Origin of the sequence: Psychrobacter sp. G (assembly GCF_000418305.1) — a bacterium.
GTDB classification, from domain to species: Bacteria; Pseudomonadota; Gammaproteobacteria; order Pseudomonadales; family Moraxellaceae; genus Psychrobacter; species Psychrobacter cryohalolentis.
The window spans coordinates 45,291-58,290 of record NC_021661.1; the positions used below are offsets into that span (position 1 = coordinate 45,291).

Annotated in this window: 11 protein-coding genes; 2 read left to right on the forward strand and 9 right to left on the reverse strand. The window is 41.8% G+C overall.

Going from position 1 to position 13,000, the window contains the following annotated elements; translation table 11 throughout:
- Window positions 1-90 precede the first annotated feature (90 nt).
- From PSYCG_RS00185 to erpA, 8 genes are all read right to left on the reverse strand, one after another.
- The gene (locus tag PSYCG_RS00185) at window positions 91-1,266 is read right to left on the reverse strand and encodes a type III PLP-dependent enzyme (RefSeq protein ID WP_011512413.1); all 1,176 of its coding nucleotides are present in this window, start codon (window positions 1,264-1,266) and stop codon (window positions 91-93) included.
- 244 nt (window positions 1,267-1,510) lie between these two features.
- Entirely contained in the window at window positions 1,511-2,065 is a 555-nt protein-coding gene (gene def / locus PSYCG_RS00190; protein ID WP_020442436.1) for a peptide deformylase, read from the reverse strand.
- Between the two features lie 235 nt (window positions 2,066-2,300).
- Entirely contained in the window at window positions 2,301-2,555 is a 255-nt protein-coding gene (locus PSYCG_RS00195; protein ID WP_020442437.1) for a GlsB/YeaQ/YmgE family stress response membrane protein, read from the reverse strand.
- 313 nt (window positions 2,556-2,868) lie between these two features.
- Window positions 2,869-4,368, reverse strand: a complete 1,500-nt coding sequence (mpl, locus tag PSYCG_RS00200; protein ID WP_020442438.1) for a UDP-N-acetylmuramate:L-alanyl-gamma-D-glutamyl-meso-diaminopimelate ligase — start codon at window positions 4,366-4,368, stop codon at window positions 2,869-2,871.
- Between the two features lie 289 nt (window positions 4,369-4,657).
- Window positions 4,658-5,281, reverse strand: coding sequence for a copper resistance protein NlpE N-terminal domain-containing protein (locus PSYCG_RS00205; RefSeq protein ID WP_020442439.1), 624 nt, complete (start codon window positions 5,279-5,281; stop codon window positions 4,658-4,660).
- Between the two features lie 193 nt (window positions 5,282-5,474).
- Window positions 5,475-6,005 carry a disulfide bond formation protein B gene (locus PSYCG_RS00210; RefSeq protein ID WP_020442440.1) on the reverse strand — a complete coding sequence of 177 codons (531 nt, stop codon included), beginning with the start codon at window positions 6,003-6,005 and terminating at the stop codon, window positions 5,475-5,477.
- A 64-nt stretch (window positions 6,006-6,069) separates the two neighbouring features.
- A complete protein-coding gene (gene gshA / locus PSYCG_RS00215) occupies window positions 6,070-7,653 on the reverse strand; it encodes a glutamate--cysteine ligase (RefSeq protein WP_409033810.1) in 1,584 nt (527 codons plus the stop codon).
- A gap of 395 nt (window positions 7,654-8,048) precedes the next feature.
- Window positions 8,049-8,429, reverse strand: coding sequence for an iron-sulfur cluster insertion protein ErpA (gene erpA / locus PSYCG_RS00220; protein WP_020442442.1), 381 nt, complete (start codon window positions 8,427-8,429; stop codon window positions 8,049-8,051).
- A 503-nt stretch (window positions 8,430-8,932) separates the two neighbouring features.
- Between erpA and PSYCG_RS00225 the strand changes: the two genes are divergently transcribed.
- Entirely contained in the window at window positions 8,933-10,924 is a 1,992-nt protein-coding gene (locus PSYCG_RS00225) for an ATP-binding cassette domain-containing protein (RefSeq protein WP_020442443.1), read from the forward strand.
- Between the two features lie 104 nt (window positions 10,925-11,028).
- On the opposite strand, the gene PSYCG_RS00230 is transcribed toward PSYCG_RS00225, so the two are convergent.
- Window positions 11,029-11,391 carry a septal ring lytic transglycosylase RlpA family protein gene (locus tag PSYCG_RS00230; protein WP_011512421.1) on the reverse strand — a complete coding sequence of 121 codons (363 nt, stop codon included), beginning with the start codon at window positions 11,389-11,391 and terminating at the stop codon, window positions 11,029-11,031.
- Window positions 11,392-11,933: 542 nt separating this feature from the next.
- On the opposite strand from PSYCG_RS00230, the gene PSYCG_RS00235 reads away from it, so the two are divergent.
- Window positions 11,934-12,926 carry a DnaJ C-terminal domain-containing protein gene (locus PSYCG_RS00235; RefSeq protein ID WP_020442444.1) on the forward strand — a complete coding sequence of 331 codons (993 nt, stop codon included), beginning with the start codon at window positions 11,934-11,936 and terminating at the stop codon, window positions 12,924-12,926.
- Window positions 12,927-13,000: the final 74 nt, after the last annotated feature.

Here is a 13,000-nt window from a genome sequence, read left to right on the forward strand (position 1 = left end):
GATAAATAATATAGCGAAATAAAATATAAAAAGCGCGGCACTGTTATTTACAATGCCGCGCTTTTTATAGTAACGATTATTTATCACAAATTAGTCAACATAGACCACTTCTAACGGTGGAAAACCATTGAACTCAATAGATGAGTACGAGTTGGTATAAGCACCCGTAGTTAACCAAAATATCTTGTCACCAATCTCCAGCTCTTCTGGTAGCTGATAACCTGCCTCTTCATACATAATATCAGTTGAGTCACAAGTAGGACCTGCTAATACCACCGTACCCGCGCTGGTTGAGGTTTCCATTTTAGGTGTATAAACAGGGTACTTGATGGCTTCACCTAAGGTTTCAATTAAACCTTGAAATAAACCCACATCGGTATAGACCCAACGTGTCAGATCAGTATGCGATTTACGAGAAATCAATACCACGTCACTAACCAGTACGCCTGAACCGCCAACCAATGAGCGACCGGGCTCTAAAATAATCTCTGGCATATCTTCAGCACTATAGTCATCACTTAAGTAGCTTTGAATCTCTTCAGCATAGACTTTGATAGGATTGACTTCGCTCAGATAGTTTGCCGGAAAGCCGCCACCCAAATTAATCATTTGAAGCTTTATGCCTTCTTCGTTCTTCATCCAATCAAACATATATTTAACTTTGGCTAAAGCATCATCCCAAGCGGCAACGTCTTTTTGCTGACTGCCCACATGGAATGAGATGCCATAAGGTACCAAGCCCAATTCTTGCGCTTGAATCAATAGTTCAATCGCCATATTGGGGTGACAACCAAATTTGCGTGATAATGGCCATTCAGCGGTATCTGACCCTTGTACTAAGATACGTACAAATATTTTTGAGCCAGGTGCATGTTTTGCGATGTTTTTTAAATCTGCTTCTGAGTCGGTCGCATACAAATCAACCCCTTTTTCAAAGGCGTATTTGACATGTTCAGGCTTTTTGATGGTATTACCATAAGAGATACGTGAGGGCTCAACGCCGCAGTCAAGTACGCGATCAAGCTCATAAATCGATGCACAGTCAAAGTTTGAACCAAGCTCAGCAAGCAGATTGATGACCTCGACAGCAGGGCTTGCTTTCATCGCATAATGGATTTTAGCATGAGGAAAAAAACCAACCATTTCATGATATTTTATTTTAATGCGATTAAGATCAACCACCAAAAATGGTGTTTCACGACCTTCAGCCGCTTTAGTAAATTTCTGCCAGCCGGCAGGGTCAAAATATTGGTCGATTTTAATCATAGTAAGACCTTTAATAAAAACAGTATTTAATGAGAACAAGGAGTGAAGCTAACAAGGAGTGATGCTAACCAGAACTAATAATAAAAGCCAAACTCTTTACGCTAAAATCTAAGCGTTCAATCGTCGCCTTATCGCTGCGCTATGTGCAGTATCTAAAACAGACAGCGTTTAAAACGTAGCATAAGGCATAAAAAAACCACTTGACGATAAACGTATGTGACAATCAACTTATCAAAGAAATAGATCAAGAATTTGCTGGCTGTGGCTCTTTTTCCGCCATTTGCTCGCCTTGTTTTTCACGTATTTTAAGGACTTTACGCACCTTATCACGCGCACGTGTCTGTTTCAAACGCGACAAATAATCGACGAAAATCACCCCATTCAGATGATCCATTTCATGTTGGATGCAAACGGCAAGTAAGCCTTCTACTTCTTCATCAATCTTATCGCCATTCTCATCTAGTGCTTGGATACGCACTTTGTTTGGACGCTCAACCTTGTCATAGACGTCTGGCACGGACAGACAACCTTCTTCATACGGCTGCTTTTCTTCAACCAATGGCGTTACTTTGGGATTGATAAATACTCTTGGGCTGTCTTTATCTTCTGATAAATCTATCACGATAAGCTGGATATGTTGATCCACTTGGCTTGCAGCCAGACCGATACCTTGCGCATCGTACATGGTCTCAATCATATCGGTGATTAAGGTTTTGATTTCAGCAGTGACTTCCTTGACAGGCGTTGCAATCGTACGCAGACGCGGGTCGGGATAGCTTAAAATAGGGAGTAATGCCATAAGGCTCACCTCAATGATAAAGATAAAAAATAGGTTTGATATTATAAGATAAATGGGGACAAAAGTAATGCTTATCAATAGCTAAAGCGAGATATCCTGACTGATAAATATAAGAAAACTATAGTAATAATGTATGGATAGAGGAATTTGAAACAATAAAAAAGGCCTTGATTGCACAAGACCTTTATTTTATGTATTCGTTATTGAAATATATTAGCTATTTAGCTGTGTCCAATTATATGCGACGTTTACTCATAATCATCTCATAGATGAACAGTAAGATAATCGCACCAATTACTGAGAAGATTAGACCAGTGAAACCGCCATCAGCATTAATACCAATTAGGCCAGCCACGAAACCACCAAGCATCGCACCAACGATACCCAATACAATCGTCATAATCCAACCCATAGGATCGCTACCTGGCTTAATCGCACGTGCTAATAAACCTGCAACCAGACCAACAATAATCATCCAAATAAAGCTCATATCAATTCTCCTAAAGTGTCTATCATTTATAATGGTTTACTTATTTTGTTGAATCCATTGTAAACATTATCGAGATCGAGAAATAAGCAAAAAATGTTACCTATGTATGGGCTCTGTGAGAAAAAAGCGATATTTGCTATTTAGCAGGGGAAATAGGTAAACGGGGTGTTACAAAGGTAGTAAAGTCGATAATAAAATGACTGTATGTCTCTATCAAAGTAGAGATAGTTTTTATGAGTATAAGAAGAAATAAAAAGGCGTAGCTCATTATTAATTAGCTACGCCTGTTATTCTACAGGGTTATAGAGCCAGACTAACTATTAGCTAAAGCGGTTAATACATGCTGATGAATACCTTCAAAGCCGCCATTAGACATAATCACAATCGCATCACCAGCCTTGGCATATGTACAAATATGAGTAATGATATCTTCCACGCTAGAGAGTACCTGTTGGCTGCCAATATCTGGATTTGCGATAGTGGCATTATTAATGACTTCTTTTAGACCCCACTCCAGTCCGGTAGGCTCATACCATAAGGTATGATCGGCGAGAGCAGCAGACTCAGCCAAGCTGTCTTGATGAATGCCCATTTTCATGGTATTGCTACGCGGCTCAATAATTGCCCAAAGTCGTCTATCAGCTAGCTTTTTCTTAGCACCATCCAAAGTGGTCGTAATTGCCGTTGGATGATGAGCAAAATCATCAAAGACAAAGATATTATTTACATTACCTATAAGCTCCATCCGACGTTTAATACCCGCAAATGCTGATAACGCCGCGCAAGCAGTTTTGACACTGACGCCGATGTTATAAGCCGCTGCGACAGCAACCAAGGCGTTATTCACATTGTGAATGCCACTCATCGACCAATCGACGACTCCCGTGGCTTCTTTATCAGCAATATCAGCCGCAAAACTAACCGCAAATCGACCACCGTCTTCGCTGATAAGTTCAGCTTGCCAATCACTACTATCTTTCACATGCTTATCTGTTGCATAGGTATTATGTGCCGCTGAGTCCAATACTGCTGTCCGCCAAACGGGTGTCCAAACACCTTTCGCTAACGTTTCCTCTAAGCTGGCAGTCGCTGTGGGCATAATGATTTTGCCAGTGCTTGGAATCATACGTACCATATGATGAAATTGGTTCTGAATAGCATCAAGATCCGCAAAAATATCCGCATGATCAAATTCAAGGTTATTTAAAATAGCCGTACGCGGACGGTAATGTACGAACTTTGAACGCTTATCAAAAAATGCAGAATCGTATTCATCTGCTTCGATAACGAAATAGCCAGTATTTGCCGAATCGTCATTATCAATTTTGTCAGCACCCAAATAACTGCTGTGAGCGAAGACGTGCTGTAAATGCTCATCAGTGGTATCAACAAGTGGCACACCACCGATTAAAAACCCAGTATCGATACCCGCATAGTGCAATATCCAAGCGAGCATGGTCGTCGTCGTGGTTTTACCGTGAGTACCGGCAACGGCTATCACATGACGCGATTGTAATACCTGCTCAGATAAAAACTGTGGTCCTGAGGTATAGCGTAGACCTGTGTCCAGCATATATTCGATGACATCCATACCGCGCTTCATAGCATTACCAACCACGACCAAATCTGGTGCTGGTTGTAAATGCTCTACCAGATAGCCTTGCTCAATGGTCACGCCCGCGTTTTCCAGTTGGGTAGACATCGGCGGATAAACGTTGGCATCTGAGCCCGTGACCGTATGTCCAAGCTCGCGCGCCAATAAGGCCAGCGAGCCCATAAAAGTACCACAAATACCAAGAATATGAATATGCATAGACGTTCCGTACGAGCTTGAATAAGAGGAATGAAAATCTAACGTAAGCCAATAAAAGAGATTGCTGTATTTCGGCTGAGCTAATATTTATCTTAGCAAATTACTATTTAAGCCAGTACTCTTTTATGTTGAGCCAACGACCGTAGCACAGCAGGCAAGCGCTCATTGTAAAGTAATCATGGTTCATTGACCAATAAAAAACGCCTAGTAAATAGGCGTTATCAAAATTATAAAGTAGTCGGATTTATTGTTATCTCAAAGATGCTATATGGCGTTACTATTCACGCATTTATTGACGTGCTAAAGCATAGTTTTCATCAGGATTTTTATACTCATCCATCATGATCAAGTGATTGTCTTGAATTTGATAGGTTTCGATGTTTTTTTTCTCATAAACGATAGTAATTACATCATTGTCTTGACGATAGACACCGGATTCTACCAAAGGCGGTTGCGGCGTTTTGGCCTGATTAAAAACACTGGTTTTCAATACTGAACCGTCAGCGAATAAGTTTAGAGTGAGGTCGATACTGCCACAAGATGGGCAGGGGACAACGCCACCATAATCGCCCATCAAGGTCGCTTGCAACATACTGTCGCTATTTGCTGCTGAAATCATCGGTGAACGTGTTAAGTTATCATTCGAGTTTGCTGCTGCAATAAGTGCCTGTCCTTCTTGATCACTGTCTTCATTAGCTGATGCTTTAGCACTATTGTCTTCTAAGGCAGGCTCATCATTATTCAAAACGTTACTTTGGTCGCTGTTAATCGGCGCACCTTGGGTATTTTTATTTGTAGAAGAAGAGGCACTGTCACAACTCACCAAGGCGATACAGACCGGTACGGCTAATAATAGGCGTAGACAGCGGTTGTTAAGCGAGGAAGCAGAAAATACAGGCGAAAAATTTATCATAGTATTACCACAGAGCAGATTTTTAAACAATATTGCTAATTACAACTGATGTCATTTTGACTCTAAAATCAGCGTAAAAACCACATAGAACGAAAACGACTAGAGTAACGACAATAAGCCCGCGTTGCGAGCTTGATTTCGTTAAATTATGTGATAAAAATGGAGAAACTATGAATAGCGCGCCGTGCGTTATTTATCGAGCGATAGGCTTAGGAGTAGCAGGACGTACGATACGCCACAAGATAAGCAAATGGGTCAGTATGAGAATACTAAATAAAATCAAGGATTGTTCAGGGATGCTTAAGCCCAGAAACGTCCAGTCAATAGAGGCGCATTCACCAGAGCCCGCAAATACTTCTTTTAATACCTGCTGCATAGGCAAGGTATCAAGCCAATAATCTAAACCCGGACCACATGACGGGACTTGATCTGCTGGTAAATGCTGTAGCCAGACATGACGTCCTGCGACTATCGCCGCCCAGCCGATACCCGCTAAACTACCAAGCCAAAGTAGTAGTCTGATAACCATCGATTTTGGATGAAACAAAGCGGCGATTAAAGCAAACCCGCCCATGATCATCAGACCAATCCGCTGAAAAATACAAAGCGGACAAGGTGAAAACCCCATATAACGCTGTAAGAAAAATAGTGCAAAGCTCATGCCTATCGCGGTCATTATGACTAAAAACACTTGCAGATTGCGGTAAGTGGTTAGCTGTAGCATGGGGCAGATACTCTTATAAAGTGCTTGTTAATAAAGGACAGAAAGATATGAAAGATATGAAAGATTAACGATATTGCTGCAAGAAATCCATGAAATCTTCTGTTTCAGCTGCTTCTATTTCCGCTTGTTGTAAGATGGATTTTTCGGCGAGCACTTCATATTTTGCTTGGGTATTTGGACTGAGGGTCTGCTGCAATAACGAGTCGCGGTGCTGCTGCGCTAAGGTAAAGCCCAACTGCCATAAACTGCCCAAGCGCTTGCTATCAGAGTTCACTTGCGCTGAAATAGTTGACTCAGAGTGACCAGCTTTGCCTTGCATCAAGGCAACTGCTGCACGATAATCATTGCCCCCATAGTGTGCATCTAGTAGTGCCGCTAACGGCTGCATACGATTTAGATGCATCAGCATCCAGCTCTCTAATGATTGCTCGGCGCCATTATTAAGGATTTGTAAATTGTCGCGGCGACCTTCATTAACGACGCGCTCAAGATTGATAGCGAGCGCATCTTCTTCCTCAGGCATTAATTCAGGGGAATCACTAAGCAAGCAATAAAGCGCCATCACTTCTAAAAAGCAAGCACTAGATAAGCGGATACCGATATCGCTATAAGGGTCCAAATCAATCGCACGAAACTCAACGTAAGCGATACCGCGACGCTCAAGTGCTTCAGTTGGGCTTTCGCCACTCATGGCTATTTGTTTAGGACGAATAGGGCTGTAGTATTCATTTTCTATTTGTAAAATATGATTGTTGATTTGAATAGGATTGCCATTCTCATCATCTAAGCCGAGTTTCTCAAAGCTTTCATGCGGGGTTTGAATCGCACGGCGCAGACCTTTGACATATTCAGGCAAATTGTTGTAGCGGATATCAAGGTGCTCTTGCACACTATTGGTGTAACCAAGTTTGCCCATACGCAGGCTGGTAGCAGTTGGTTTATAATAGGTTGAATTATTGAACATCTCAAGGTCGTGCTCAATCCCTGAAACAAAACAAGGGCAGACACTCGGACTTGCGCCCAATAAATACAGCACCAAGCTGGTCAGGCGCTTAAAGTTACGAATTAGACCCAGATATTTATCGTTTTTAAACTCTGTTAATGTCAGAGATTGTGCAGTAGGCGTTTGTGTTTGCCACGCAGTGAATAAATCGTCACCAAATGATAAATTATAATGTAAACCTGCAATGGTCTGCATCCGGCGACCATAACGAACACCAAGTCCACTACGGTACAAAGTTTTCAATTTACCCGTGTTAGAGCTACCATAGTCCGCGAGCGGAATATCTTCATCATTTGATGATAGCATACAAGGCATAGACAGCGGCCACATCAGCTCATCTTCAGGCATACCTTTATAGACCAATAGATGCAGCTGACGCAGCATGTTTAGCGTCTCTTTTGGTGATGACTTGGGGTCGGTAATCAGCTCAAGTAAGCTTTCAGAGTAATCCGTCGTAATAAAAGGATGAGTCAGCTTGGAGCCGAGTTTGGCAGGGTGCGGCGTTTGGGCCAAATAACCATCAGGCGTAACACGCAATCCTTCTTTTTCGATACCACGTAACATGCCTGCTAAATGCTCGCTGGCAAACCAGTTTGGAATATCAAAATCGACAAAGCTACTCGCAAAATTACTCATAAGGATCATCTGTTGTTATTGGTTATTATTGATTAAAAAACCATCAATGGCTAATCGGAAAATAGAGAATAGTGACTTCAGTTTAGCCCAAAGACAGGCTAAAAACCACGCACGATTACAAATACGGTCAGTTTTACTGAAGGTGAATTCCACATTGTTTGGCAGAAAATCTAGCCATAAAATAGCAGTAAAGCCCTAAGAAAGTTGTGACTTTAATTGATCGTTTGTGCTTATTTTCTTGAAAGCTTTTATGGAGGGCAACTCTATTTTTATCAATAGCCCATGCACCCAAATTTTTACAGGAAAAATATCTGAAATAAAAAGCACCTACCAATCGGGTAGGTGCCATAGCAAAACAATTTTTCATATAGTCATTGGATATTAAGATATACCGAAGCGAGTATTTAGATCGAGAATGACGAGCCGCAGCCACAAGTGGTCGTGGCATTAGGATTGGTCACGATAAAGCGTGCGCCTTCCAAGCCTTCGGTATAATCAACGGTAGAGCCTTGCAGGTATTGATAGCTTAATGAGTCAACGACCAAGGTCACATCGTTATTATCGAAGTTGGCATCATCTTCATTGAGCTCATTGGCGAAGTTAAAGCCATAAGAAAAGCCTGAGCAGCCGCCGCCCGTCACATAGACGCGTAGCATCAAGTTGTTATCGCCTTCTTCTTCACGCAGGCGACGGACTTTTTGCGCCGCACTGTCAGTCAGGTTCAATACAGTTGGATCGACAGGTTGGCTTGAGCTTGGATTAAATTGGTTGGCTGGTTGGTTCATATCTACCTCAATTGCTAAAATCAGATGTTATTATTTTTACGTATGCGAGGTCGTCTATTGATACAGGCTAAGATGACTTGCCAGTAGCTTTTCATAGCTGCTATTCATGATCTACCGGCAACTGCACTATTCTTTATGCAAGGTATCGCTATTTTTGGACAACCACTGCGATATAGACAGCATAGTAACTAGGCTTTAATTGAGAATATCAGCACTTAACTGCCTGATGTCAATAGTGTTTTGCTAGTATAACATAGTTGGGCTAATGATTAATTTGTCAAGGGTAACAATAGCGTTTGCTATTATAACGTACTTATATATGCCCCTTGTTGTTTGTTAATACAAGGGAATTAGTAGCAGTATAAAGGTTTGAATTTAAAATACTTATTTAATTGTTTGCCTATCGGTTAGGCGTTTGAAATAATAGCCGCCAGTAAACACGCCAGATAAGTGTTTTTCCTATTGCCTTATGTTTTATATTACCGCTGAGATGAAGAAATTATATGATCGAATTTAAAGACGTTGGTGTTCGCCGTGATGGTCGTGAGTTGTTTGCAGGGGCAAGCTTCCAGCTACATCCGGGCCACAAAGTTGGCTTAACGGGCAATAACGGGACCGGAAAATCGACCTTATTTGCCTTGTTATTGACACGAATGGGTACCGGCGATACCGAAGTAACCCTTGATAGGGGTGAAGTGAGTATCCCTGATAGCTGGCATGTGGCGCATATGGCGCAGGAAGTTGGCGCGACCACACAGACGGCGATTGATTATGTGCTAAGCGGTGATGAGCAGTGGTATGAGATTAATGCTACTTTGAATGATCTAAGCAGCGTCAGTGATGAGCAGATTGGTGTGCTGCATCAGCAATTTGATGAGATTGATGGCTATCGTACACCAACCAAAGCCGCGCAAATCATGGCAGGACTTGGTTTTAATACTAACCAGCATGAGCTACCGGTAGAAGGGTTTTCGGGTGGTTGGCGTATGCGCTTAAACCTTGCTAAGACCTTGATGAGCCGCGCTGACTTGATGCTACTCGATGAACCAACCAACCATTTGGATTTGGATGCTATCTTGTGGCTTGAGACGTGGATTAATGCCTTTACTGGTTTGGTCATCGTCATCTCGCATGATCAAACGTTCTTGGATAATACTGTCGGTCATATCTTGCACGTTGAGCAGCAAAAAATCACCCTTTATACCGGTAACTATCAACAGTTTATTCGCACACGTCATGAGCGTATGGCGCAGCAGCAGCAAGCGTTTGAGAAGCAAGAAGCGACCAAAGCACATTTGGATGACTTTATTCGTCGTTTCCGTGCTAAAGCCAGTAAAGCAAAGCAAGCGCAGAGCCGTATCAAGCAGCTTGAGCGCATGGCAGAGCTGTCACCGATGATGGCAGACAACCCGTTCTCGTTTCGCTTTTATGAGCCGGCTAATATGAGCTCGCCATTGATTGAGTTGACCGATGCGGATATTGGTTATAGCGACACGCCGCTACTTTATAATGCAAACGTACAAGTCACTCCTGATACTCGTATTGGGCTGCTTGGAATGAATGGCGCTGGTAAGTCGACCTTGATTAAAGCCTTGGTCGGTGAGCTTGGCGTATTAAAGGGCAGTTATAACGTTTCTGATACGCTAAAGCTTGGCTACTTTAACCAGCATCAAATGGATATCCTTGATCCGAAGGCAACGCCGATAGAGATGTTGCGTCGTTTGGCAGGCAAAACGTCTGATGCGATGTTACGCTCGTTTTTGGGTAGCTTTGATTTCCGTGGCGACCGTATCGATACCATAAGCGAGCTATTTTCTGGTGGTGAGCGTGCGCGCTTAACATTGGCTTTAATTGTTTGGCAACGTCCGAACGTGCTGGTACTCGATGAGCCAACCAACCATTTAGACTTACAAATGCGTCAGGCGTTGACCATTGCCTTGCAAGGGTTTGAAGGGGCAGTAGTACTGGTCTCGCATGACCGCGAGTTGATTGCCAATGTCTGTGATGAGCTATTTTTGGTACATGATGGTCAAATCGATGAGTTCGATGGTGACATCAGTGATTATGGTAAATGGCTTGCTGAAAAACGTAAACAAGAAAATTCGCAAGACAAAAATACCAGTAAGAAGAAAAGCAAAAAAGAGAGTAAGAAGTTTGTTTCACGTGAAACAGATGCCAATTCAGTAGGTAGCCAAGCAAGCAAGCAAGTGGGTAAAGATGCGCAGCGTAAACTGGCGGCTGAGCAACGCAAATTAACCGCGCCTATTCGCCGTGATATTGAAAATACAGAAAAGACCTTAGCAACAATTGATGGAAAGCTGCTGGTGTTAGAAGAAAAGCTGGCGAATACGGATCTTTATGAAGAAAGTCGTAAGGCTGATTTGATGATATTGCTGAATGAGCAAACCGCGCTACAGCAACAACATAGTCAACATGAAGAAAAATTGCTACTGGCAATGACAACCTTGGAAGAAATGGAAGCCAATATCGGCTAATATAGTGAGGTTTTTATCAATTAGTTTTTAATCGAAACCAAGCGATAAAACTCAGTCATTAAAAAAGGGAAGGCTTACGCCTTCCCTTTTTTTACTTTATTGCCTTACTCTCTACGATATCGACCATCACCATAAGATAGGATTTCCATCGTAGTAGTACAAAGCTGACAGTTTATTTGACCAGCAGCAGCTTTAGATAAATCAAGGATGCGACCTCGTATAAAAGGCCCTCTATCTGTAATTTTCACAATCACACTCTGCTTTGTCTTTTTGTTGGTCACTTGTACCTTCGTACCAAACGGCAGCGTTCTATGTGCGGCTGTCAGGGAGTTCATATTGAAGATACTACCACTTGCCGTACGCTTACCGTGGAACTTGCTACCGTAGTAGCTAGTATTACCGGCGAAAGCAGTGGCGCTCAATAGTATTGATAAAGTGATGACTAAAGACTTGATTAAATAAGACATTTAAAACCTTTTTGCTATTGAAGAAATAGACAGATACTCTTGCCTATGTTATGCATACTCCCTATGAGTACAAATAATATAAAACATCATACAAGAAATAACTTTTCACATTCTTACAGCTCTGTAAAAAAACTCTTTAGGTCAAAAATGCTGTTTTAACAGTAAGTTATGATATATATACCTATTTTGCTATATTTAGATTGCTGTTAATATAAACAATTTATTGTTCGATTCTCTCATTATAAAATCAGTTGAAAGTAAAATCCTTCATAGTAAACAGTATGTTTCAAAGAAAAATATCCCTTGCATACTACTATCTGCCTAGCAGAGACGATAATAATGTATAGCAAGTGCACGGTATCGCTTTTAAGTTGAATCCCCTATATTGGTAATATTTCTATAATGGTATTTGGTTTTTTTAGCGCTATCATTATAAGTAGACTAGGGTCACAATCTGTTATATCGCCAACCTAATTTCGATTACTAGCGTTTACAATTGGCATTTCATTATTATTAATAGATCTTATTTTGAGGAACATAACATGGCAGAAAAAAACTACTATGACATTTTAGGGGTCAACAAAGACGCCTCAGACGCCGATATTAAAAAAAGATATCGTAAGCTCGTCCGTCAATATCATCCAGATGTCAGCGATGCGCCAGATGCCGATAATAAGATTGCTGAGATTAATAATGCTTATGAAACCATCAGAGATAAGGACAAGCGTGCTGAATATGATGCGATGCTAAACAATCCTTTTGCTGGTCAAGGCAGTGGTTTTGGCGGGCAAGCAGGTGCTGGTCAGGGCGGCTTCCGTTGGGAAGATATCAAAGATCAGTTTGGGGAAGGTGAGGCTTACGGCGATGGAGGTTTCCGCTTCGATGATATTTTTTCGGCATTTGGACGCGGCGCACGCGGACAAAATAGTGGACAGGCGGGTAGTCAGTCACAGTATGGCGACTTTGGCAACCAAGATAGCAAAGGTCAAGATCAACATGCCGAGATTACGGTTGATTTGGCTTCAGTCTATAACGGTGATGACTATAGTATTAAGTTAAATGTTCCGGTGCGTCAGCCAAATGGCAGTGTGGGCTACGATAATAAGACCCTTAAAATTAAAATCCCTAAAGGCATTACGGATGGCAAGCAAATTCGATTGGCTGGACAAGGAGCGGCTGGCAGCGGTAATGGTAAAAATGGTGATTTATTTTTAAAGGTTAAAATCAGTCATGCTTCAAATATCCGTATCGAAGGCGCAGATATTTACCAAACTGTAAACATCGCCCCATGGGAGGCAGCACTGGGTGAAAAAATTAATGTTAGTACGCCAGCGGGCACGCTGGGTGTAAGTATCCCTAAAAACAGCAAATCAGGCAGCAATTTACGTCTAAAAGGCAAAGGTATTCCTGCTAAAGAAGCAGGCGATTTATACTTAACCCTAAATATTGTCAATCCGGATATAAATAGTGAAGCGGAAACCAACGCTTATGAAGCACTAAAACAAGCCTTCACTGACACAACCATTGAACGATAAACAAATAGATTTATAAAAGCCGTTTAATACCCTAATAGAGATGTAGACGATAACGATAAAATAAAGAAAAACGA

What these genes read in the sequence shown, in the direction of transcription:
- PSYCG_RS00185 (WP_011512413.1), bottom strand. Translation starts at nt 1,266, where the DNA reads ATGATTAAAATCGACCAATATTTTGACCCTGCCGGCTGGCAGAAATTT.
- def (WP_020442436.1), bottom strand. Translation starts at nt 2,065, where the DNA reads ATGGCATTACTCCCTATTTTAAGCTATCCCGACCCGCGTCTGCGTACG.
- PSYCG_RS00195 (WP_020442437.1), bottom strand. Translation starts at nt 2,555, where the DNA reads ATGAGCTTTATTTGGATGATTATTGTTGGTCTGGTTGCAGGTTTATTA.
- mpl (WP_020442438.1), bottom strand. Translation starts at nt 4,368, where the DNA reads ATGCATATTCATATTCTTGGTATTTGTGGTACTTTTATGGGCTCGCTG.
- PSYCG_RS00205 (WP_020442439.1), bottom strand. Translation starts at nt 5,281, where the DNA reads ATGATAAATTTTTCGCCTGTATTTTCTGCTTCCTCGCTTAACAACCGC.
- PSYCG_RS00210 (WP_020442440.1), bottom strand. Translation starts at nt 6,005, where the DNA reads ATGCTACAGCTAACCACTTACCGCAATCTGCAAGTGTTTTTAGTCATA.
- gshA (WP_409033810.1), bottom strand. Translation starts at nt 7,653, where the DNA reads ATGATCCTTATGAGTAATTTTGCGAGTAGCTTTGTCGATTTTGATATT.
- erpA (WP_020442442.1), bottom strand. Translation starts at nt 8,429, where the DNA reads ATGAACCAACCAGCCAACCAATTTAATCCAAGCTCAAGCCAACCTGTC.
- PSYCG_RS00225 (WP_020442443.1), top strand. Translation starts at nt 8,933, where the DNA reads ATGATCGAATTTAAAGACGTTGGTGTTCGCCGTGATGGTCGTGAGTTG.
- PSYCG_RS00230 (WP_011512421.1), bottom strand. Translation starts at nt 11,391, where the DNA reads ATGTCTTATTTAATCAAGTCTTTAGTCATCACTTTATCAATACTATTG.
- PSYCG_RS00235 (WP_020442444.1), top strand. Translation starts at nt 11,934, where the DNA reads ATGGCAGAAAAAAACTACTATGACATTTTAGGGGTCAACAAAGACGCC.